The sequence below is a fragment of the Pseudomonas sp. NFACC13-1 genome, assembly GCF_900104425.1.
Classification (GTDB): domain Bacteria; phylum Pseudomonadota; class Gammaproteobacteria; order Pseudomonadales; family Pseudomonadaceae; genus Aquipseudomonas; species Aquipseudomonas fluorescens_AA.
Map to the genome: position 1 here is coordinate 43423 of NZ_FMXV01000015.1, position 21104 is coordinate 64526.

A 21104-nucleotide genomic window follows, 5' to 3' on the forward strand; every position below is an offset into this window, starting at 1 on the left:
TAACTCTGAAGGCATAAAAAAGCCCCATCTGGGGTCACCAGGCGGGGCTTTTTACTGGGCGTTGGAATCAGGCGTGAGGTTTAGGCTCGTGCTCTTTTTCCAGGGCTTCAGGGTGACGCGGTGCGATTTCTTCAGCGGTGTGCTGAGGTTCGTCGAACGTCGGAGCCGATTCAACCGGGGTTTCGGCGACCGGGGCAGGGGCTGCCTCGGCGACTTCTTCCACGACTGGCGCAGCCTCGGCAGCAGGCGCTTGGGCGGCGGCGGCAGCTTGTTCGGCTTCCTTCTGCAGACGCTCGGCTTCACGCTTGCGACGACGCACTTCACGTGGATCGTTCGGTGCACGGCCATTCGCGGTCAGGGCGCTGGCAGGTGCAGGCTCCACCGGGGCAGGGGCTTCGGCAACCACCGGCGCCTCGACCACTGGAGCAGGCTCGACCACTTCTGGCTCGACCGCTTTCACAGGCTCTGGTGCCGGCTCAGGCTCGACAGCAGGTGCCGGTGCGGCTGGCTCGGCGCTCCAGTTGAACGCAGTCTGCTCTTCGCGGACAGGCTCTGGTGCCTTTTCCTCGGCCGGTGCTTCGACGACCGGTTCGGCAGCAACGACTGGAGCCTCGACGACCGGTGCAGGCTCGACGGCGACTTCGGCTTCAGGCTGGGCTTCATGAGCCGGTGCGAGTTCCACTTCTGGCGAGGCGGTGGCTTCTACCGGGGTGGTGGCTTCGACCACTGGCGCTTCAACCGGCGCGCTTTCCACCGCAGCGGTGGCACGTTCGGCTTGTTCGTGAGCCTGGGCTTCGGCCGGGGCACTGATCGCGCTGCTGGCAACGGCCGCAGTCACGGCCAGGCCGGCAGCCAGGTCCGCGGCGCTTGGCGCTTCGGCGTTCTCGGTGGATTCGGACTCTTCCGAACCTTCGATCACGTTGCCGTTGGCGTCGCGCTGACGTTCACGACGGTTGCTGCGACGACGCTGGCCACGGGAGCGGCGGCGTGGACGATCGCCTTCGGCGGTGTCCTGGCCATCTTCCTGCAACTGCTCCTCGGCATTCAGCACTTCTTCTTCGCTGGCAGCGGCGGCTGCCTGCTCGGCGCGTGGCTGGCGTTCTTCACGTGGAGGGCGCGGTGCGCGTTCTTCACGAGGCTGGCGGGCTGGACGCTCTTCAGCGGTGGCGGTAGCCACAGCCGGGGCGGCATCCAGTGGCTCGCGCAGCTCACGAACACGTTCTTCGCGCTCGCCACGTGGCTTGCGGTCTTCACGCGGTGCGCGTGGCTGACGTTCTTCACGGGGCGGACGCGGCGCGCGTTCTTCGCGGGCTACGGCTGGCGCTTCCTCACGGGCTTCGCGCGGCTGGCGTTCTTCACGCGGCTCACGTGGCGCACGTTCTTCACGCGGTGCACGTTCTTCGCGAGGCTTGCGCTCTTCATCGCGACGACCGTTGCGGTTGCGGGTCTGCTGGCGACCGTTGCGGCGTTCTTCGTTGCGGGCAGGACGCTCGGTAGCGGCAGGCTTGGCGACGACGGCCGGGGTAGCGGGTTCTTCCTTGGTGGCGAACAGGCTGACCAGCGACTTCACCAGGCCTTTGAACAGGCTTGGCTCGGGGGCTGCGGCCGGGGCGGCAACCGGAGCGGCCACTTCGGTCGGAACCGGAGCGTTGGCGCGGGCTGGAGCAGTCTTGACCGCGGCTTCCTGGCGAACCAGGGTGCGAGTGGCGGCGGCCGGCTGGACTTCTTCCACTTCGGCAGCAGCGGCAGCGATTTCGTAGCTGGACTGGTTGGTGTGGGCTTCCGGGCTGTCATCACGCAGGCGCTGCACTTCGAAGTGCGGCGTCTCGAGGTGATCGTTCGGCAGGATGACGATGCGGGCGCGGGTGCGCAGTTCGATCTTGGTGATCGAGTTGCGTTTTTCGTTGAGCAGGAACGCGGCCACCGGGATCGGCACCTGGGCGCGAACTTCGGCGGTGCGGTCTTTCAGGGCTTCTTCTTCGATCAGGCGCAGGATCGCCAGGGACAGCGACTCCACGTCACGGATGATGCCGGTGCCGTTGCAACGCGGGCAAACGATGCCGCTGCTTTCGCCCAGGGACGGACGCAGGCGCTGACGGGACATTTCCAGCAGGCCGAAGCGCGAGATGCGACCGACCTGTACGCGGGCGCGGTCGGCTTCCAGGCATTCACGGACCTTTTCTTCCACGGCGCGCTGGTTCTTGGCCGGGGTCATGTCGATGAAGTCGATGACGATCAGGCCGCCGATGTCGCGCAGGCGCAACTGACGGGCGATTTCCTCGGCGGCTTCAAGGTTGGTCTGCAGGGCGGTTTCTTCGATGTCGCTGCCTTTGGTGGCGCGGGCCGAGTTGATGTCGATGGACACCAGGGCTTCGGTCGGGTCGATGACGATGGAGCCGCCGGACGGCAGTTCGACGACGCGCTGGAAGGCGGTCTCGATCTGGCTTTCGATCTGGAAACGGTTGAACAGCGGAACGCTGTCTTCGTAGAGCTTGATCTTGCTGGCGTACTGCGGCATCACCTGGCGAATGAAGGTCAGGGCTTCGTCCTGGGCTTCGACGCTGTCGATCAGCACTTCGCCGATATCCTGGCGCAGGTAATCGCGGATGGCGCGGATGATCACGTTGCTTTCCTGGTAGATCAGGAACGGCGCGGAACGATCCAGCGAGGCTTCTTTGATGGCGGTCCACAGTTGCAGCAGGTAGTCGAGGTCCCACTGCATTTCTTCGCTGCTGCGGCCCAGGCCGGCAGTGCGCACGATCAGGCCCATGTCGGCTGGCGCGACCAGGCCGTTGAGGGCCTCGCGCAGTTCGTTGCGCTCTTCGCCTTCGATGCGGCGGGAGATGCCGCCGGCACGCGGGTTGTTCGGCATCAGGACCAGGTAACGGCCGGCCAGGCTGATGAAGGTGGTCAGGGCGGCGCCCTTGTTGCCACGTTCTTCTTTTTCCACCTGGACAATGACTTCCTGGCCTTCGCTCAGGACGTCCTTGATGTTGACGCGGCCTTCAGGGGCCTTCTTGAAGTATTCGCGGGAGATTTCTTTGAGGGGCAGGAAGCCGTGGCGCTCGGAGCCGAAATCGACAAAGGCAGCCTCAAGGCTTGGTTCGATGCGAGTAATCCGGCCTTTATAGATGTTGGCCTTCTTCTGCTCGCGTGCACCGGATTCGATATCCAGGTCGTAGAGGCGCTGGCCGTCTACCAGTGCAACACGCAACTCTTCGGGTTGAGTTGCGTTAATCAGCATTCTTTTCATGTAGTACCGTCGGTTTCCGGGCTGCCGGAAACGGCGTTCGGCACACACGACTTCTCACGGTCGGTGTCAGGTGCGTCCTGGAGATGGCGAGGCCATTCCAGTGTCCAGCGAGTTCGACCCAATGATGGCGAAGTCGCGACGGACGCGTCCTGCTTGCTGGTACTCAAGCACTCAGTCAGGAGGAGGAATCAACCGGCGCCTGTGGACGAGATGAAGCGTCTAAATATAAGCCTAGTGCTACACAGTCCGACGGTTGTACGTCTCCACCCTACACGTATCCCTGATAATTCGGGTGCTGCCGCGCGCAGAATCCGCAGCGGGTTGGCATTTACCGTGAGCTCCGGAAGGGGAGGTCACGCATCATGGCTAATTTAGGCGTTGTTTCCGAAGCGCTCGCTCGGGGTCGTTCGCAGCTGACTGCACTTTGTGAACTGGCCGTGAATGTGGCGCGCAAGGCGAGTCAAAACTCTGCTTTGCGGCGTATTTCAGGCCTCATGTCACCTGCGCTCGTTACACCTGAAAACTCTACCGTTACGTAGCGAAAGCCCCGTAGGACGGCCTCTCGTCCTCGTGAATTGCGTTGGTCAGGGCCGGTTTTTAACCGCTGGTCCACTGTCCAGCCACTTTTGGCGGCGTTCGCGACTATAGCAGCAATGATTAAGTGCTTCAATTCCATAAAAAATTGTTATGATCGCCGCCATGACAACTACTGCCCCTTCGACCCCAGGCGTTCAACTGCTCGAGGTCTCGCCGGAATATGCCGGCCAACGAATCGACAATTTCCTGCTGGCCCGGCTCAAAGGCGTGCCCAAGACCTTGATCTACCGCATTTTGCGCAAAGGCGAAGTGCGGGTGAACAAAGGTCGGATCAAGCCCGAATACAAGCTCCAGGCCGGTGACATCGTGCGCGTGCCGCCGGTTCGCGTGCCCGAGCGCGATGAGCCGGTGCCCTTGGCCCAGGGGTTGTTGCAACGCCTCGAAGCCTCGATCGTCTACGAAGACAAGGCCCTGATCGTGATCAACAAGCCCGCGGGCATTGCGGTTCACGGCGGCAGCGGCCTGAACTTCGGTGTGATCGAAGCCTTTCGTCAGCTGCGTCCGGACGCCAAGGAACTGGAGCTGGTCCATCGCCTCGACCGTGACACCTCCGGCCTGCTGATGATCGCCAAGAAACGCAGCATGTTGCGTCACCTGCATGAGCAATTGCGCGGTGACGGCGTCGACAAGCGCTACATGGCGCTGGTGCGTGGCCGCTGGGAAACCTCCATCAAGCAAGTGCGTGCGCCGCTGCTCAAGAGCAACTTGCGTTCCGGCGAGCGCATGGTCGAAGTCAACGAGGAGGGCAAGGAGGCGCTGACGGTGTTCAAGGTATTGCGCCGTTTCGACGACTTCGCCACCTTGGTCGAGGCCAAGCCGGTGACCGGGCGCACGCACCAGATCCGCGTCCATACCCTGCACGCCGGCCATTGCATCGCCGGTGACAGCAAATACGGCGATGACGATTTCACCAAGGAAATCCGCGACCTGGGCGGCAAGCGCCTGTTTCTCCACGCTTATATGCTCACGGTGCCGCTGCCCGATGGCGGCGAGCTGAAATTGCAGGCCCCGGTGGACGACATGTGGGCCAAGACGGTGGAGCGGTTGAGTGCATCCTGAGTACAAATTGCTGATATTCGATTGGGACGGCACTCTTGCCAATTCCATCGGTCGGATCGTGGAGTCGATGCATGTCGCATCGGATCGCTCGGGTTTTGCCCGGTGCGACGATTTCGCGGTGAAGGGCATCATCGGCTTGGGATTGCCGGAAGCGATTCGCAGTTTGTACCCGGAGATCGACGATGATGAGCTGGTGGTTTTTCGCCAGCACTATGCCGATCACTACATTGCGCTGGAGGCCGAGCCTTCGCCTTTGTTCGAGGGCGTGGTTCATACCCTTGAAACCTTGAAGGGCGAGGGTTACCGCTTGGCGGTCGCGACCGGCAAGGCTCGTCGCGGGCTGGATCGGGTATTGAAGGCCCATGGTTGGGACGATTATTTCGATATCACCCGTGCCGCCGACGAGACGGCCAGCAAGCCGCATCCGCTGATGCTCGAGCAGATACTGGCTCATTGTGGGATGCAGCCTGCACAGGCGTTGATGGTGGGGGATTCTTCGTTCGACTTGCAGATGGCGCGCAATGCCGGCATGGGTTCGGTGGCTGTCAGCTACGGTGCGCAGTCCATCGAGGCACTCAAGGCGTTCGAGCCGCGACTGGCGATTGACCATTTTCCTGAATTGCACGCCTGGCTGAGCCAGCGCGCCGATTAAAGTCTGTTGAGGATGCATGTATGACCGATGAATGGAAGGCACCGGCCAAGGCGAGCGCTGACAACGGTGACGAAAAAAGCTGGAAGCTGCTGGAAAAGACCCTGTTGGCCGGGGTGGAGGAGCAGCGTCGTGCGCGCCGCTGGGGGATCTTCTTCAAGTGCCTGGTCTTCATCTATCTGTTTTTCGGCTTGGCGATGATCTTCCAGGCGGTTGATGGCAAGAAGAGTCCGGGAGGTGGTTCGGCCTATACGGCGGTCATCGACATCGAGGGCGTGATTGCCGACAAGGAAGCGGCCAGTGCGGACAATATCATCGGCAGTCTGCGGGCGGCATTCGAAGATTCGAAGGTCAAGGGTGTGGTACTGCGCATCAACAGTCCGGGTGGCAGCCCGGTGCAGGCCGGCTACGTTTATGACGAAATCGTCCGCTTGCGTGCGGCGCATCCGGATATCAAGGTCTACGCGGTGATTTCCGACCTCGGTGCCTCCGGCGCCTATTACATCGCCAGCGCGGCGGACCAGATCTATGCCGACAAGGCCAGCCTGGTGGGCTCCATTGGCGTGACGGCGGCGGGTTATGGCTTCGTCGAGACGCTGGACAAGCTTGGGGTGGAGCGCCGGGTCTATACCGCGGGCGAGCATAAGTCCTTCCTCGATCCGTTCCAGCCGCAAAAGCCCGAGGAGACGGCGTTCTGGCAGGGCGTGCTCGACACGACCCACAGGCAGTTCATCGCCAGCGTCAAGAAAGGGCGGGGCGAGCGCTTGAAAGACAAGGAACACCCGGAGCTCTTCTCCGGGCTGGTCTGGTCGGGCGAGCAGGCGTTGCCGCTGGGCCTGATCGATGGCTTGGGTAGTGCCAGTTCGGTGGCTCGGGACGTGATTGGCGAGAAGGAACTGGTGGATTTCACCATCGAAGAGTCGCCGCTCGACCGTTTCTCGAAAAAACTGGGCGCCAGCATCGCCGAGCGTCTGGCGATGTGGATGGGGTTCCAGGGGCCGGCGTTGCGCTGATTGCCTTGGGGTTTCAATGCAGGGGAGGTTGACAGCCTCTCTTGTGGCCAGGGGATAAATCCCCTCGCCACAAGTTTTGTATTTACAAGTTTTGTATTTGGCAGTGGTTACCCTCAATGCCGGCGTTTCAGGGGATTTGCACGCCCTCGGCCAGCAACATGTCCACGAGGCGAATCAGCGGCAGCCCGACCAGGCTGGTGGCGTCCGGCCCTTCGGTGCTCTGGAACAGGCTTACGCCCAGCCCTTCGGCCTTGAAGCTGCCGGCGCAATCGTAGGGTTGCTCGGCGCGCAGGTAGCGTTCGACGCGCCCTGGATCCAGGGTGCGCATATTGACCGCAAACGCAACGCAATCGACCTGGCAGGCGCCCGTCTGGCTGTTGAGCAGCGCCAGGCCGGTCAGGAACGTGACCTTGGTGCCGCTGGCGGCCAGCAGTTGTTCGCGGGCGTTCTCGAAGGTGTGAGGCTTGCCCAGGATGCGCTCGCCGAGCACGGCGACCTGGTCTGAGCCGATGATCAGGTGTCCTGGATGGCTTTGAGCCAATGCCAGGGCTTTTTCCCGGGCCAGGCGCTTGACCAGTTCGAGGGCGGGTTCGCCGGGCCGATGGCTTTCGTCGATATCGGGTGAGCGGCAGACGAACGGCAGTCCCAGGCGGGCAAGCAATTCCCGGCGATAGACCGAGCTTGAGGCAAGTAATAAAGGCAGCATGGGCATCTCCAGGAGTCGGGGGCGAATTCTAGCGAGGCACGCAAGTGACGGACAGGGCTGAATTTCCTTTGACATGGCCGGGGGCATCCCTATAATGCTGCGCCTATGTTGAATGACCCGATTCCACCTCACGTTGACCCGCGCAAATTGGCTGACCGTGGCACCACCCTTCAAGGTGAACTGCTGCTGGCCGATTTGAAGAGACTCTGCGACCCGCTTTCCGACGATGTCGGTACGGTCCAGGCCAAATTCGTTTTTGAACGAGATGAACGTAAATCTGTGGTTATCCACAGCTTTATCGACACTGAAGTCAAAATGGTTTGCCAGCGTTGTCTTGAGCTGGTCACCCTGCCGATCCACAGCGAATGCAGTTACGCCGTGGTGAAGGAGGGTGCGAATACCCAGTCGTTACCGAAAGGTTATGACGTGCTGGAACTGGGCGAAGATCCATTGGATCTGCAGTCACTGATCGAGGAGGAGCTTCTGCTCGCCTTGCCCATTGTGCCTGCTCATCATCCGGAAGAATGCCAGCAGCCGGCGGGAGCAGATGAGCCCGAACCGAGCGAGGACGAGGTAACGCGGTCCAACCCGTTCAGTGTATTGGCGCAGTTAAAGCGTGACCCAAACGTTTAGGAGTTAATCAATTATGGCTGTTCAGCAGAACAAAAAATCCCGCTCTGCCCGTGACATGCGCCGTTCGCACGACGCTCTCGAGGCTAGCACCCTGTCCGTAGAAAAGACCACCGGTGAAGTTCACCTGCGTCACCACGTATCGCCAGAAGGCGTATACCGTGGCCGTAAAGTGATCGACAAGGGCGCCGACGAGTAATCACTTGTCCGCTCAAGTCATCGCGATTGACGCAATGGGCGGGGACTTCGGTCCCCGCAGCATTGTTCAGGCCAGCCTTGCTTGTCTGAATGCCACACCCTCGCTGCACCTGACCCTCGTCGGTCAATCCCCCCTCCTGGAAGACATGCTCAGTGGCCAATCGGCTGTGGATCGCGCGCGCCTGACGATTGTCCCGGCGTCCGAAGTCATCACCATGGACGAAAAGCCGGCCCAGGCCCTGCGCGGCAAGCCTAACGCCTCGATGCGCGTGGCCCTTGAGCTGCTGCGTGACGGCAAGGTCCAGGCTTGTGTCAGCGCGGGCAATACCGGTGCGCTGATGGCGCTGTCACGCTATGTGCTCAAGACCTTGCCAGGTATCGACCGGCCCGCGATGGTGGCGGCGATCCCGACCCAGCGTGGGTTCTGTCAGTTGCTCGATTTGGGGGCGAACGTCGATTGCAGTGCCGAGCATCTGCTGCAGTTTGCGGTGATGGGCTCGGTCGCGGCTGAAACCCTGGGCATCGTGCGTCCTCGCGTGGCGTTGCTGAACATCGGCACCGAAGACATCAAGGGCAACCAGCAGGTCAAGCTGGCGGCCACGTTGTTGCAGGCTGCGCGGGGCATCAACTACATCGGTTTCGTCGAAGGCGATGGTTTGTACCGTGGCGAGGCCGATGTGGTGGTCTGTGACGGTTTCGTGGGCAATATCCTGCTCAAGTCCAGCGAGGGGCTGGCGACCATGATCGGTCAGCGCATCGAGACCTTGTTCAGGCAGAGTCTCGCTTCGCGGGTGGTCGGTGCTCTGGCGCTGCCGTTGATGCGTCGCTTGCAGGCGGACCTGGCGCCGGCACGGCACAACGGTGCGAGTTTCCTCGGACTGCAAGGTATCGTGATCAAGAGTCACGGGTCGGCGGGCGTGCAGGGTTTCCAAAGTGCGATCAACCGAGCGGTGATCGAGATCCAGGAGAACCTGCCGGAGCGCTTGCACGGTCGCCTCGAGGATTTGTTAACTTAGGCGTTTTCGTCCGACAATGCTTAAATGTGACCGGTCGGTTCAACCCGCCATCCAACTTTCAGTTTGCTAGCGCCCCCAGGGGCGTCAATTTTTGACGACAGATCATTAGGGGCTTTGTTTTCATGTCTGCTTCCCTCGCATTCGTCTTTCCAGGGCAGGGCTCGCAGTCCCTCGGCATGCTGGCCGAGCTGGGCGCGCAATACCCGCTGGTCCTCGAAACATTCAAAGAAGCTTCCGATGCGCTCGGCTATGACTTGTGGGCACTGACCCAGCAAGGGCCGGAAGAGCGGCTCAATCAAACCGATAAAACCCAACCGGCCATCCTCACCGCCTCGATCGCCTTGTGGCGCCTGTGGCTGGCTGAAGGTGGCGCGCGTCCGGCATTCGTCGCCGGTCACAGCCTGGGCGAATACAGCGCCCTCGTGGCCGCTGGCAGCCTGAGCCTGGGCGCCGCGGTGAAGCTGGTGGAGCGTCGTGGCCAGTTGATGCAAGAGGCCGTTCCGGCCGGGCAGGGCGGCATGGCCGCGATTCTCGGCCTGGAAGACGCCGATGTACTGGCGGCCTGCGCCGAGGCGGCGCAAGGCGAAGTGGTCAGCGCGGTGAACTTCAACTCCCCGGGCCAGGTAGTCATCGCCGGTGCCAAGGCGGCTGTCGAGCGTGCCATCGAGGGTTGCAAGGCCCGTGGTGCCAAGCGCGCCATGCCTCTGCCGGTCAGCGTGCCGTCGCACTGCGAACTGATGCGTCCGGCCGCCGAGCGCTTTGCCGAGTCCATCGCTGCCATCGATTGGCAGGCCCCGCAGATTCCCGTGGTGCAGAATGTCAGCGCCGACGTGGCGCCTGATCTCGAGACCTTGAAGCGTGATCTGCTGGAACAACTCTACAAGCCGGTTCGCTGGGTCGAATCGGTGCAGACCCTGGCAGCCAAGGGCGCGACCGAACTGGTCGAATGCGGTCCTGGCAAAGTGCTGGCCGGCCTGAACAAACGCTGCGCCGAAGGCGTGTCGACTTCCAACCTCAATACCCCAGATGCCTTCGCTGCCGCCCGTGCAGCGCAGGCCTGAACAGGAGAAACTTGCATGAGTCTGCAAGGTAAAGTTGCACTGGTGACCGGTGCAAGCCGTGGCATCGGCCAGGCCATCGCCCTGGAGCTGGGTCGTCAAGGCGCCATCGTCATCGGCACCGCGACTTCCGCTTCGGGCGCCGAGCGTATCGCCGCGACCCTGAAGGAAAACGACATCCAGGGCACCGGCCTGGAGCTGAACGTCACCAGCGACGAGTCCGTTGCGGCGGTGCTGGCAAGTATTCAGGAGCAGTTCGGCGCGCCGGCGATCCTGGTCAATAATGCCGGTATCACCCGCGATAACCTGATGATGCGCATGAAAGATGACGAATGGTTCGACGTCGTCGACACCAACCTGAACAGCCTTTTCCGGCTGTCCAAGGGCGTTCTGCGTGGCATGACCAAGGCTCGCTGGGGTCGAATTATCAGTATTGGCTCGGTTGTGGGTGCCATGGGCAACGCAGGCCAAGTAAACTATGCTGCGGCGAAGGCCGGTCTGGAAGGTTTCAGCCGTGCGCTGGCGCGTGAAGTGGGTTCGCGCTCGATTACGGTAAACTCGGTAGCTCCGGGTTTCATCGACACCGACATGACCCGTGAACTGCCGGAAGCACAGCGCGAAGCCTTGTTGACACAGATTCCGCTGGGTCGTCTGGGGCAAGCTCAAGAAATCGCGTCCGTGGTCGCTTTTCTTGCGTCGGACGGTGCGGCATACGTGACCGGGGCTACAATCCCGGTGAACGGCGGGATGTACATGAGTTAAATGTGACGGATTGCTTCAAAAAAATGTCATACGAGCTGTCTAAAATCCGTTATAAAGCTGCAATCAATTTATAGACGGCGGGCCGCGGGGTTTGAGGAGTGAAGCTTTCGGTTGAAAAACCGAAAAGTTCTTCTATACACTTACCCACCGGCCAGCTGCCTGAATTTGTCCATTAGGAGTGAAAACAAGGTATGAGCACCATCGAAGAGCGCGTCAAGAAAATCGTTGCCGAGCAACTGGGCGTTAAAGAAGAAGAAGTTGTGAACACCGCTTCCTTCGTTGAAGACCTGGGTGCCGACTCCCTTGACACCGTTGAGCTGGTGATGGCTCTGGAAGAGGAATTCGAGACCGAGATTCCTGACGAAGAAGCTGAGAAGATCACTACTGTACAAGCTGCTATCGACTACGTTACCAGCCACCAGGCGTAATCGTTTTTAGTCGTCGCTAGCTGTCATGGAAAAACCGCACTGCCGTCACGGCGTGCGGTTTTTTCTTTAGGCCTGATGCAAAGTCGTCATTAGAAAAAGGAGAGTGCTGTGTCGCGTAGACGCGTCGTAGTCACCGGTATGGGTATGTTGTCGCCACTGGGTACGGATGTGCCGAGCAGTTGGCAGGGCATTCTGGCTGGCCGCAGTGGCATTGGTCTGATCGAACACACCGACCTTTCTGCCTATTCCACCCGTTTTGGCGGCTCGGTAAAGGGCTTCAATGTCGAGGAATACCTGTCGGTCAAGGAAGCCCGCAAGCTCGACCTGTTCATTCAATACGGCCTGGCAGCCGGTTTCCAGGCAGTGCGTAACGCTGGCCTGGAAGTCACCGACGCCAACCGTGAACGCATCGGCGTGGCCATGGGTTCGGGTATTGGCGGTTTGACCAATATCGAAGAAACCAGCCGTACGCTGCACGATTCGGGGCCGCGACGGATTTCTCCGTTCTTCGTGCCGGGCTCGATCATCAACATGATTTCCGGTTTCCTGTCCATCCACCTGGGTGCCCAGGGGCCCAACTACGCCATCGCCACGGCGTGCACCACCGGTACCCACTGTATCGGCATGGCCGCGCGCAACATCATGTACGACGAAGCGGACGTGATGATCGCCGGTGGCGCTGAAATGGCCGCTTGCGGTCTTGGCATGGGCGGTTTCGGCGCGTCCCGTGCGCTGTCGACCCGCAACGACGAGCCCGCCCGCGCGAGCCGGCCATGGGACAAGGGCCGCGATGGCTTCGTATTGTCCGACGGTGCCGGTGCGCTGGTGCTCGAGGAGCTGGAACACGCCAAGGCGCGCGGCGCGACCATCTACGCCGAGCTGATCGGCTTCGGCACCAGTGGCGACGCGTACCACATGACCTCGCCACCGGCCGATGGCGCCGGTGCCGCCCGTTGCATCGCCAATGCCTTGCGTGACGCGAAAATCAACGGTGAGCAGGTGCAGTACATCAACGCCCACGGTACTTCCACGCCGGCCGGCGACCTGGCCGAAGCCCAGGCGATCAAGACCGTGTTCGGCGAGCACGCCTACAAGCTGGCGGTCAGCTCGACCAAGTCCATGACCGGTCACCTGCTGGGTGCGGCTGGGGCGGTGGAAGCGATCTTCAGCGTACTGGCGATCAACAGCCAGACGGCGCCGCCGACCATCAACCTCGATGAGCCGGACGACGGCTGCGACCTGGACTTCGTGCCGCACACTGCCCGCGGCATGGACATCGATGTGGTGCTGTCCAACTCATTCGGCTTTGGCGGGACCAACGGTTCGCTGGTGTTCCGCCGGTTCGCCGGTTGATGGAAAGCTGGGTCGACGGTCAGCCAGCCGACGTCCTGTCGCTGAAAGATCGCGGCCTGGCTTACGGGGATGGGTTGTTCGAGACCATCGCCGTACGCGGTGGCAGCCTGCTGTTGCTGGAACGTCACCTGCAGCGCCTGGAAGCAGGTTGCCAGCGGTTGGCGTTCAACGTCGACACGAGCGCGTTGAACGCAGAGCTGGATGCCTATGCCCGCGACCTGGGCGACGGCGTGCTGAAGTTGATCGTGACCCGTGGCGACAGCCTGCGCGGTTATGCCGCCGATCCTTCGACGCCGGCCAGGCGCATCCTGCAAGGCAGTCCGCCGGCCGCCTATCCCGCCGTCCATGGCGACCAAGGCATTCTTCTGTTTCCCTGCACCGTGCGTTTGTCCGAGCAGCCCTTGCTCGCCGGGCTCAAGCACCTCAATCGCCTGGAACAAGTGCTGGCTCGTGCCGAATGGCGCGATACGCAGTACGCTGAAGGCTTGATGCTGGACGCGTCTGGACGAGTGATCGAAGGTGTGTTCAGTAACCTGTTCCTGGTGCGCGATGGCGTCTTGTTCACGGCGGACCTGAGCCGTTGCGGCGTGGCCGGCGTGATGCGCGCCGAATTATTGTTTCAAGCCAAGTCCCAAGGCATCGCCACGCAAATCACCGACATCAGCCTCGAACAACTGCACCAGGCCGATGAAGTCTTCGTCTGTAATAGCGTTTATGGCGTGTGGCCGGTGCGCGGATGCGGTTCGGCGCGCTGGTCGGTTGGCCCGCTCACCCGTAAACTGCAGACCCTTGCCCGTGCGCTATTGGATGTTTGATTCGTGAGACGTAAATTCTTGCTGCTGCTGGAGACCGGACTGGTCCTGGCAGGGCTGTTGTTGGGTGCTTCGGCCTGGAAGATTCATTCGGCGCTGCAACAGCCGCTGAACATCACCCAGGAAGAATTGCTGGACGTACCCAACGGGACCACCCCGACCGGAACCCTCAAGCGCCTCGAAGCCGATGGCTTGATCAAGGACGCTTTCTGGCTGCGGATCTATTGGCGCTTCAATCTTGCCGACCAGCCCTTGCACTCCGGCGAATACCGTATGGTGCCGGGCATGACCATGGAAGGCCTGATCGCCGTCTGGAAGCGCGGCGAAGTGGTGCAATACAGCGTGACGCTGGTGGAGGGCTGGAATTTCCGCCAGGTGCGTGCCGCACTGGCCAAGGATGAAAAGCTCCAGCAGACCCTCACCGACCTGAGCGACAGCCAGGTCATGGACCGTCTCGGTCATTCGGGCGTATTTCCCGAGGGTCGGTTCTTCCCGGACACCTATCGCTTCGTGCGGGGTACCTCGGACGTCGACCTGCTGAAGAAAGCCTACGACCGCCTGGAAGACGTGCTTGCCAAAGAGTGGGCACAGCGTTCCGCCGATGTGCCTTACACCTTGCCGTACCAGGCGTTGATCATGGCGTCCCTGGTGGAGAAGGAAACCGGCGTGCCCCAGGAACGCGGGCAGATTGCCGGCGTCTTTGTACGGCGCATGCGCCTGGGCATGCTGCTGCAGACCGATCCCACGGTGATCTACGGCCTGGGCGAGCGTTACACGGGTAAACTCACCCGCGCCCATTTGAAAGAAGAAAACCCCTATAACACCTACCTGATCCCGGGCTTGCCGCCGACGCCGATCGCGATGGTGGGACGTGAAGCGATTCACGCCGCGTTGAACCCGGCGCCGGGCAACAGCCTTTACTTTGTCGCACGGGGCGATGGCAGCCACGTGTTTTCCGATGACCTGGAGTCGCACAACAACGCGGTGCGCGAGTTCCAGCTCAAGCGCCGTGCCGACTACCGCTCCAGCCCGGCCCCGGCAACGCCGGACGAGCAGGCGCCGATCCCGGCGGCATCGCCCGACACGGCCCCCGAAGCGGTGCCCCAGGTGCCGCCTCAGGTACCGGCCCCCGAACCGGACGCCAGCGAGCCACCGAGCCCGCAATGACTTTGATTAAGGATCGCCCCGTGACTGGCTTGTTTATAACGCTGGAAGGCCCGGAAGGCGCCGGCAAGAGCACCAACCGCGAATACCTGGCCGCACGCCTGCGGGCCGCCGGCATCGAGGTGGTATTGACCCGTGAGCCGGGCGGCACGCCGCTGGCCGAGCGCATTCGCGAGGTTCTGCTGGCCCCCCTTGAAGAGGTCATGAACCCTGACACTGAGCTGCTGCTGGTGTTCGCTGCCCGGGCGCAGCATCTGGCCGAGGTGATTCGCCCGGCGCTGGCCCGTGGCGCCGTGGTGCTCTGCGATCGTTTTACCGATTCGACCTACGCCTACCAGGGCGGCGGCCGGGGCTTGTCCGTGGAGCGCATCGCCGCGTTGGAAACCTTCGTCCAGGGTGACCTGCGACCGGACCTTACCCTGGTGTTCGACTTGCCAGTGGAAATTGGCCTGGCCCGCGCCAGCGCCCGTGGCCGGCTGGATCGTTTCGAGCTTGAGGGCCAGGACTTCTTCAATGCCGTGCGCAACGCCTTCCTGGGGCGCGCGAAGGCCGATCCGGCGCGTTACCTGCTGATCGATGCCGCGCAGCCGCTGACCCAGGTTCAGCAGTCCCTGGACGGCTTGCTGCCACGTTTGCTGGAGCGTGTCCGTGGCTGAAGCCTATCCCTGGCAAGACGGTCTCTGGCAGCAACTGGCCGGTCGTGCCCAGCATGCCCACGCCTATCTGCTGCACGGCCCGGTCGGCATCGGTAAGCGGGCACTGGCCGAACGCCTGATGGCCAGCCTGCTGTGCCTGCGGCCGGGTGCTTCGAACGCCTGCGGTGAATGCAAGTCCTGCCTGCTGCTCAAGGCCGGCAGCCATCCCGACAATTACGTGCTGGAACCGGAAGAGGCGGACAAGGCGATCAAGGTCGACCAGGTCCGTGACCTGGTCAGCTTCGTGGTTCAGACCTCGCAGATGGGCGGGCGCAAAGTGGTGTTGATCGAGCCGGTCGAGTCGATGAACATCAACGCTGCCAACGCCTTGCTCAAGAGCCTCGAAGAACCCTCCGGCGATACCGTGCTGCTGTTGGTCAGTCACCAGCCGAGTCGCTTGTTGCCAACTATCAAGAGTCGCTGCGTGCAACAGGCCTGTCCGTTGCCGAGCGAAGCGATGAGCTTGCAATGGCTGGCCCAGGCCTTGCCCGACAACACCGATGAAGAACGTATCGAGCTGCTGACCCTCGCGGCCGGTTCGCCCCTGGCGGCTGTCAGCCTTCAGGCCCAAGGCGTGCGTGAACAGCGGGCCCTGGTGGTGGACGGGGTGAAGAAACTGCTCAAGCAGCAGCAATCCCCCACGCAGCTGGCCGAGGGTTGGACTGCCATCCCGCTACTCTTGCTGTTTGACTGGTTCTGCGACTGGTCGAGCCTGATCCTGCGTTACCAGTTGACCGAAGACGAGGCGGGCCTGGGGTTGGCGGACATGCGCAAGGTGATCCAGTACCTGGCGCAAAAAAGCAGCCAGGATAAAATCTTGAACATCCAGGACTGGATTCTTGCCCAACGGCAGAAGGTGCTGAGCAAGGCGAACCTCAATCGGGTGCTGTTGCTTGAGGCGCTGCTGGTGCAGTGGGCGAGTTTGCCTGGTCGAAACTGACAGACACGGCCCAGCTACTAGACTCAGCTCAACCGCAGCGGAGATCAGCATGAACGAACCTGTCAGTCCCGGCCCACGCAACGGCATCCTGTCCCTGACCATCAAGGACAAGTCGGTGCTTTACGCCGCCTACATGCCCTTCATCAAGAATGGCGGCCTGTTCATTCCGACCAACAAGAATTATCGCTTGGGCGATGAAGTGTTCATGCTCTTGAGCCTGATGGACGAGGCGGAGAAAATCCCGGTCGCCGGCAAGGTGATCTGGCTGACCCCCAAGGGCGCCCAGGGCAATCGGACCGCCGGCGTGGGCGTGCAGTTCAACGACGGCGACAATTCGGCCCGCAACCAGATCGAAACCCACTTGGCCGGCTCTCTGAAGTCCGACCGTCCCACCCATACGATGTAGCCTGGCCTTTTATGCTTGTAGATTCCCATTGTCACCTTGATCGTCTCGACCTCGCTGCCCACGGCGGTTCCCTGGATGCTGCACTGGATGCAGCCCGTGAGCGGGGTGTGGGGCACTTCCTGTGCATCGGCGTCAGCGCCGATAACGCCGCCGACGTCAAGGCCTTGGCCGAGCGGTATGCCGATGTCGACTGTTCAGTCGGTGTCCACCCACTGGATGTCCAGCCCGACGCCGCGCCGGCGCTCGATTGGCTGTTGCGTGAGCTCGATCATCCACGGGTGGTCGCCATTGGCGAAACCGGCCTGGACTATCACTACGAGCCGGAAGCCGCCGATGTGCAGCAAGCCTCATTCCGGCTGCACCTGGAGGCCGCCCGGCAGACCGGTAAGCCGGTGATCATCCACACCCGTGGCGCCCGGGCCGACACCCTGGCCCTGCTGCGTGACGCCGCGCTGCCCCAGGCCGGTGTGCTGCATTGCTTCACTGAAGACTGGGACATGGCCAAGGCGGCCCTGGACATGGGCTATTACATTTCCTTGTCCGGGATTGTCACGTTCCGCAATGCCGATGCCTTGCGCGACGTTGCGAGCAAAGTGCCGGCCGATCGGCTGTTGGTGGAAACCGACTCGCCTTACCTGGCGCCGATTCCGTATCGCGGCAAGCCGAACCTTCCGCAATACGTACGGGAAGTGGCAGAATTTCTGGCGATGTTGCGCGGTGAGTCCTACGAGCGGTTTGCCGAGCAGACGACGGAAAACTTTAAGCAATTGTTTCCGCTGGCTCACGTCCGTTCGGTGGATGCCTGAATCCCATGCAAAAAAAACCCGGGTTCTGGGGGGTGAATCCGGGTTAAGACCATTAGGAGTAAAACAAAGGCACGCGGTCCGTTGGTACCTTTATCAGCGCGTCACTTGGGGGAGATGTCGCGCCGACAGTTCAAGTATTGATCAGTATGCCAACGCGTCCAGTCGGGCCGGGGCGGTTTTTAAACAAATTTGGAATACGCTCGCTTCGGATAAGTTCTCACTGTCGGCAAAGCTCGCCAGGGCGGCGCATTGACCCGGGAAACGGCGAGCCGGGTGTGTACGGTTTTGTGAAGAACAGTGGCCGGGAGCGGATGATCCGTGCATTTTTGCGTAAGTTAGGCATAATACCCGGCTTCGAATTTTGACCCTTCAGACCTTTTTCTTATGCACAAAGAACCCCGTAAGGTCCGTGAGTTTCGCCGCCGCGAGCAGGAAATTCTCGACACCGCGCTCAAGTTGTTCCTCGACCAGGGTGAAGACAGTGTCACCGTCGAGATGATTGCGGATGCCGTGGGTATCGGCAAAGGCACGATTTATAAACATTTCAAATCCAAGGCGGAGATCTACCTGCGCCTGATGCTCGACTACGAGCGCGATTTGAACGAGCTGTTGCATTCGGCCGATGTGGACAAGGACAAGGAGGCCCTGTCCCGGGCCTACTTCGAGTTCCGCATGCGCGACCCGCAGCGCTACCGCTTGTTCGACCGTCTGGAAGAGAAGGTGGTCAAGGGCAACCAGGTGCCGGAGATGGTCGAGGAACTGCACAAGATCCGCGCCTCGAACTTCGAACGCCTGACCCTGCTGATCAAGGGCCGGATCAGCGAGGGCAAGCTCGAGGACGTGCCGCCTTATTTCCACTATTGCGCTGCCTGGGCGTTGGTGCATGGCGCGGTGGCGCTGTACCACTCGCCGTTCTGGAGCAACGTGCTGGAAGACCAGGAAGGTTTCTTCCAGTTCCTGATGGACATCGGCGTGCGCATGGGCAACAAGCGCAAACGCGACACCGACGTCCCGAGCAACTGACTGGCCGCAAGGCAACAAGACATTCAGCTGCCTTATTGCGCCATGTCCGCTTACATGGCGCAGTGCCCCAGTAATATACTCAGGCTTGGGTCTTGCGAAATCTTGATCTTCAGGTCAATTATCGCGAGTCCGATTTTTCTTGTGCCGGAGTGATCCATGATCGTTGACCGTCAAGGCAGGCGTTTCCGTAATTTGCGGATCAGCCTGACCTCAGCCTGCAATTACGCCTGTACCTATTGCGTGCCTGATGGCAAGCGGTTGGTGGCTGCGCAGGATGAATTGTCGGCTGACGCCATGGCGCGCGGCGTGGCCTATTTGATCGAGGCCGCCGGTATCGAGCGGCTGCGCATCACGGGTGGCGAGCCGCTGGTCAGCCCCAAGCTCGAGCGTTTCATGACGGCTGTGGGGCAGATGGGCCTGGAAGACATCAGCCTGACCACCAATGGCCAGTTGCTAGCGAAAAAACTGCCCTTGCTGGTGGACGCTGGTATTCGTCGCATCAACGTTTCCCTCGACACCCTGGACCCCGTTGCGTTTCGCAGCATCGCCCGTGGCGGCGACCTGGCGACCGTGCTCGACGGCATGGAACAGGCTCGGGCCGCCGGGTTGAAGATCAAGGTCAACATGGTGCCGTTGCGCGGACAGAACCTGGACCAGGTGATGCCGTTGCTCGAATACTGTCTGGAACGTGGTTACGAGTTGCGTTTTATCGAGTTGATGCGCATGGGCCACCTGGCCAGCGACTCCAACGCCTTCCTGCAGCAGTTCGTCAGCCTCCAGCAACTGCTCAGCCTGATCGGCGACCAGTACGAATACCTGCAAGCCGACGCGCCGGTGGATGCCACGGCGGTGCGCTATGAAATCCCGGGGCTGGGGCATTTCGGCGTGATCGCCAATGAAAGCGTGCCTTTCTGCCGGACCTGCTCGCGCCTGCGGCTGTCTTCTACGGGGTGGTTGCATGGCTGCCTGTCGTCGAGTAACCGTCACTTCGTCGGCGACCTGTTGGACAAGCCACGCCATCAGGCCTTGCCGGCGCTTCAGCGCTTGTTGGTCAAGGCACTGGGGGACAAGCAGGAGGTGGCATTCTCCGGTGGCGCAACCATCATGAAAATCATCGGCGGCTGATCTATTGCTATCGCGGGCAAGCCTTGCTCCCACAAGTACGACGCTTATCCTGTGGGAGCAAGGCTTGCCCGCGATAGCAATTTCCCATTCCCCTGGGTACATCTGACCCCCATCTCGATGAGCTGGCGCAAAAGCTGCATCCCACGACCATTCGCCGGTTTTCCGACACCGGTTTCTGGAGGGTAGGATGCGTAGCCTGGTTTTGCTGCTGGCCGTTTTGGTGCTTGGCGGTTGCATGAATGTCAGCGACATGGGAGAGGGCGTTCGTTATCACATGAGCGACGCCGGCCTGCTGGACCATAGCGACAGCCGTCGTATTAACAACCTGCGTATTCAGCCCGACTCGTTCATCTACATCGCCCAGGGCGCCTTCGCTCCGCCGGGCAGTGCCTATCCGCGTCCCAACGTAGTGGCCGAAGAAGCCTTCAATGGCTTCATCGAATATTTCCCCATGGTCCGTCGCGCCCGTGTTCCCGAAGGGCTCGACCAAGCCATGGGCGAAGCCCGTGCCGCGGGTGCCCATTACCTGTTGTACACCCGCTTCGCCAAGGCCGATAACCGCATCGGCAACTCCGACGAATGGCTGGATGAAGAAGCCGTGGATCGTCTCGGTGTCGATACCAGCGTGATTCAAATCATGTTGATCGAGACCAGTACCCAGTATTTGATCGATACTGCACGGATCAAGAGTCGTGGCGGTTTACTGACGTTGCACGACAAACAGCCCCAGGACCTCATCGCCACGCCGTTGCGTGAATATGCCCGCAGCCTGCTGGGGATGAGCGACGAATAATCACAAGGAGTCACCATGAGCGGACCGCAAAAAGCCAATGACTTGCTGGGGCAGATCCCCAAGACCAGAGGCCTGCCGCCGGTCCACTTGTGGAACCCGGATTTCTGCGGCGACATCGACATGCGCATCGCCCGGGACGGTACCTGGTACTACTTGGGCACGCCCATCGGACGAAAACCGATGGTCAAGCTGTTCTCCACCATCATCCGCCGCGACGGCGATGATTACTTCCTGATTACCCCTGTGGAAAAAGTCGGCATCAAGGTCGATGACGCGCCGTTCGTGGCCGTGACCCTCGAAGTTGAAGGGCAGGGGGAAGGGCAGTTGTTGCGCTTCACCACCAATGTCGAGGAAACCACTGAGGCTGGCGCCGAGCATCCGTTGCGGGTGGTGATCGATCCCCAGACCCAGGAACCGGCGCCCTACGTGCATGTGCGCAGCAATCTCGAAGCGCTGGTCCATCGCAATGTGTTCTACCAACTGGTGGAGCTGGCGGTCAGTCGCGAGATCGACGGGCAGCGCTGGTTGGGCGTGTGGAGCGGCGGCGTGTTCTTCCCGATAGGCCTGGAACCCTGAGCCCTTGTGGGAGCGAGGGTTGATCCAATATCTATGTTGACT

Annotated in this window: 22 protein-coding genes; 20 read left to right on the forward strand and 2 right to left on the reverse strand. The window is 61.3% G+C overall.

Features of this window, described 5'->3' with window-relative positions:
* Window positions 1-67: 67 nt before the first annotated feature.
* A complete protein-coding gene (gene rne, locus BLQ55_RS18750; RefSeq protein WP_092255806.1) occupies window positions 68-3253 on the reverse strand; it encodes a ribonuclease E in 3186 nt (1061 codons plus the stop codon).
* A gap of 699 nt (window positions 3254-3952) precedes the next feature.
* On the opposite strand from rne, the gene rluC reads away from it, so the two are divergent.
* Genes rluC through BLQ55_RS18765 form a run of 3 tightly spaced genes read left to right on the forward strand, consistent with a single transcriptional unit; the run spans window position 3953 to window position 6571 of the window.
* On the forward strand, window positions 3953-4909 hold the full coding sequence (gene rluC, locus BLQ55_RS18755; protein ID WP_060743156.1) for a 23S rRNA pseudouridine(955/2504/2580) synthase RluC: 957 nt from the start codon (window positions 3953-3955) through the stop codon (window positions 4907-4909).
* The gene (locus BLQ55_RS18760) at window positions 4899-5561 is read left to right on the forward strand and encodes an HAD-IA family hydrolase (RefSeq protein ID WP_092201906.1); all 663 of its coding nucleotides are present in this window, start codon (window positions 4899-4901) and stop codon (window positions 5559-5561) included. Before rluC ends, BLQ55_RS18760 begins: the two co-directional genes overlap by 11 nt.
* A gap of 20 nt (window positions 5562-5581) precedes the next feature.
* A complete protein-coding gene (locus tag BLQ55_RS18765) occupies window positions 5582-6571 on the forward strand; it encodes a S49 family peptidase (protein ID WP_092201908.1) in 990 nt (329 codons plus the stop codon).
* 127 nt (window positions 6572-6698) lie between these two features.
* On the opposite strand, the gene BLQ55_RS18770 is transcribed toward BLQ55_RS18765, so the two are convergent.
* Window positions 6699-7277 (reverse strand): Maf family protein, encoded by a 579-nt coding sequence (locus BLQ55_RS18770; protein ID WP_092255809.1) that lies wholly within the window; start codon window positions 7275-7277, stop codon window positions 6699-6701.
* A 105-nt stretch (window positions 7278-7382) separates the two neighbouring features.
* Here BLQ55_RS18770 and BLQ55_RS18775 point away from each other — a divergent pair, with 105 nt between their 5' ends.
* From BLQ55_RS18775 to BLQ55_RS18855, 17 genes are all read left to right on the forward strand, one after another.
* Complete coding sequence (locus BLQ55_RS18775; protein WP_003204262.1) at window positions 7383-7910, forward strand: YceD family protein; 528 nt, start codon at window positions 7383-7385, stop codon at window positions 7908-7910.
* Window positions 7911-7923: 13 nt separating this feature from the next.
* Entirely contained in the window at window positions 7924-8106 is a 183-nt protein-coding gene (gene rpmF, locus BLQ55_RS18780) for a 50S ribosomal protein L32 (RefSeq protein ID WP_003179396.1), read from the forward strand.
* A gap of 4 nt (window positions 8107-8110) precedes the next feature.
* A complete protein-coding gene (gene plsX, locus BLQ55_RS18785) occupies window positions 8111-9121 on the forward strand; it encodes a phosphate acyltransferase PlsX (RefSeq protein ID WP_092255812.1) in 1011 nt (336 codons plus the stop codon).
* A 122-nt stretch (window positions 9122-9243) separates the two neighbouring features.
* Window positions 9244-10182: an ACP S-malonyltransferase gene (gene fabD, locus BLQ55_RS18790; RefSeq protein ID WP_072406322.1), complete on the forward strand. Its 939-nt coding sequence runs from the start codon at window positions 9244-9246 to the stop codon at window positions 10180-10182.
* Between the two features lie 15 nt (window positions 10183-10197).
* Window positions 10198-10941: a 3-oxoacyl-ACP reductase FabG gene (gene fabG, locus BLQ55_RS18795; protein ID WP_092255814.1), complete on the forward strand. Its 744-nt coding sequence runs from the start codon at window positions 10198-10200 to the stop codon at window positions 10939-10941.
* 191 nt (window positions 10942-11132) lie between these two features.
* Window positions 11133-11369 carry an acyl carrier protein gene (gene acpP, locus BLQ55_RS18800; protein ID WP_003175607.1) on the forward strand — a complete coding sequence of 79 codons (237 nt, stop codon included), beginning with the start codon at window positions 11133-11135 and terminating at the stop codon, window positions 11367-11369.
* A 108-nt stretch (window positions 11370-11477) separates the two neighbouring features.
* Entirely contained in the window at window positions 11478-12722 is a 1245-nt protein-coding gene (gene fabF / locus BLQ55_RS18805; RefSeq protein ID WP_092255817.1) for a beta-ketoacyl-ACP synthase II, read from the forward strand.
* Window positions 12722-13537: an aminodeoxychorismate lyase gene (pabC, locus tag BLQ55_RS18810; RefSeq protein ID WP_092201918.1), complete on the forward strand. Its 816-nt coding sequence runs from the start codon at window positions 12722-12724 to the stop codon at window positions 13535-13537. The genes fabF and pabC overlap by 1 nt, the downstream gene beginning before the upstream one ends.
* A gap of 3 nt (window positions 13538-13540) precedes the next feature.
* Complete coding sequence (gene mltG, locus BLQ55_RS18815) at window positions 13541-14701, forward strand: endolytic transglycosylase MltG (RefSeq protein WP_092255820.1); 1161 nt, start codon at window positions 13541-13543, stop codon at window positions 14699-14701.
* 20 nt (window positions 14702-14721) lie between these two features.
* Window positions 14722-15354 carry a dTMP kinase gene (gene tmk, locus BLQ55_RS18820; RefSeq protein ID WP_092201922.1) on the forward strand — a complete coding sequence of 211 codons (633 nt, stop codon included), beginning with the start codon at window positions 14722-14724 and terminating at the stop codon, window positions 15352-15354.
* Entirely contained in the window at window positions 15347-16333 is a 987-nt protein-coding gene (locus BLQ55_RS18825; RefSeq protein WP_092255825.1) for a DNA polymerase III subunit delta', read from the forward strand. Before tmk ends, BLQ55_RS18825 begins: the two co-directional genes overlap by 8 nt.
* 49 nt (window positions 16334-16382) lie before the next feature.
* A complete protein-coding gene (locus tag BLQ55_RS18830; protein ID WP_092255828.1) occupies window positions 16383-16739 on the forward strand; it encodes a PilZ domain-containing protein in 357 nt (118 codons plus the stop codon).
* 11 nt (window positions 16740-16750) lie between these two features.
* Complete coding sequence (locus tag BLQ55_RS18835; RefSeq protein ID WP_092201926.1) at window positions 16751-17545, forward strand: TatD family hydrolase; 795 nt, start codon at window positions 16751-16753, stop codon at window positions 17543-17545.
* A 384-nt stretch (window positions 17546-17929) separates the two neighbouring features.
* A complete protein-coding gene (locus BLQ55_RS18840; protein WP_060741238.1) occupies window positions 17930-18568 on the forward strand; it encodes a TetR/AcrR family transcriptional regulator in 639 nt (212 codons plus the stop codon).
* A 156-nt stretch (window positions 18569-18724) separates the two neighbouring features.
* Window positions 18725-19693, forward strand: a complete 969-nt coding sequence (locus BLQ55_RS18845; protein ID WP_060741239.1) for a GTP 3',8-cyclase MoaA — start codon at window positions 18725-18727, stop codon at window positions 19691-19693.
* Between the two features lie 187 nt (window positions 19694-19880).
* The gene (locus BLQ55_RS18850) at window positions 19881-20486 is read left to right on the forward strand and encodes a DUF4823 domain-containing protein (RefSeq protein WP_092201928.1); all 606 of its coding nucleotides are present in this window, start codon (window positions 19881-19883) and stop codon (window positions 20484-20486) included.
* 15 nt (window positions 20487-20501) lie between these two features.
* A complete protein-coding gene (locus tag BLQ55_RS18855; RefSeq protein ID WP_092201930.1) occupies window positions 20502-21062 on the forward strand; it encodes a DUF1285 domain-containing protein in 561 nt (186 codons plus the stop codon).
* Window positions 21063-21104 lie beyond the last annotated feature (42 nt).

Excerpts from the sequence above, each read along its gene's own strand:
- BLQ55_RS18765 (WP_092201908.1), top strand. The coding sequence starts at position 5,582 with ATGACCGATGAATGGAAGGCACCGGCCAAGGCGAGCGCTGACAACGGT.
- pabC (WP_092201918.1), top strand. The coding sequence starts at position 12,722 with ATGGAAAGCTGGGTCGACGGTCAGCCAGCCGACGTCCTGTCGCTGAAA.
- rpmF (WP_003179396.1), top strand. The coding sequence starts at position 7,924 with ATGGCTGTTCAGCAGAACAAAAAATCCCGCTCTGCCCGTGACATGCGC.
- BLQ55_RS18855 (WP_092201930.1), top strand. The coding sequence starts at position 20,502 with ATGAGCGGACCGCAAAAAGCCAATGACTTGCTGGGGCAGATCCCCAAG.
- rluC (WP_060743156.1), top strand. The coding sequence starts at position 3,953 with ATGACAACTACTGCCCCTTCGACCCCAGGCGTTCAACTGCTCGAGGTC.
- BLQ55_RS18845 (WP_060741239.1), top strand. The coding sequence starts at position 18,725 with ATGATCGTTGACCGTCAAGGCAGGCGTTTCCGTAATTTGCGGATCAGC.
- BLQ55_RS18770 (WP_092255809.1), bottom strand. The coding sequence starts at position 7,277 with ATGCTGCCTTTATTACTTGCCTCAAGCTCGGTCTATCGCCGGGAATTG.
- BLQ55_RS18775 (WP_003204262.1), top strand. The coding sequence starts at position 7,383 with ATGTTGAATGACCCGATTCCACCTCACGTTGACCCGCGCAAATTGGCT.
- BLQ55_RS18835 (WP_092201926.1), top strand. The coding sequence starts at position 16,751 with ATGCTTGTAGATTCCCATTGTCACCTTGATCGTCTCGACCTCGCTGCC.
- fabG (WP_092255814.1), top strand. The coding sequence starts at position 10,198 with ATGAGTCTGCAAGGTAAAGTTGCACTGGTGACCGGTGCAAGCCGTGGC.
- BLQ55_RS18850 (WP_092201928.1), top strand. The coding sequence starts at position 19,881 with ATGCGTAGCCTGGTTTTGCTGCTGGCCGTTTTGGTGCTTGGCGGTTGC.
- BLQ55_RS18840 (WP_060741238.1), top strand. The coding sequence starts at position 17,930 with ATGCACAAAGAACCCCGTAAGGTCCGTGAGTTTCGCCGCCGCGAGCAG.
- fabD (WP_072406322.1), top strand. The coding sequence starts at position 9,244 with ATGTCTGCTTCCCTCGCATTCGTCTTTCCAGGGCAGGGCTCGCAGTCC.
- acpP (WP_003175607.1), top strand. The coding sequence starts at position 11,133 with ATGAGCACCATCGAAGAGCGCGTCAAGAAAATCGTTGCCGAGCAACTG.
- BLQ55_RS18830 (WP_092255828.1), top strand. The coding sequence starts at position 16,383 with ATGAACGAACCTGTCAGTCCCGGCCCACGCAACGGCATCCTGTCCCTG.
- rne (WP_092255806.1), bottom strand. The coding sequence starts at position 3,253 with ATGAAAAGAATGCTGATTAACGCAACTCAACCCGAAGAGTTGCGTGTT.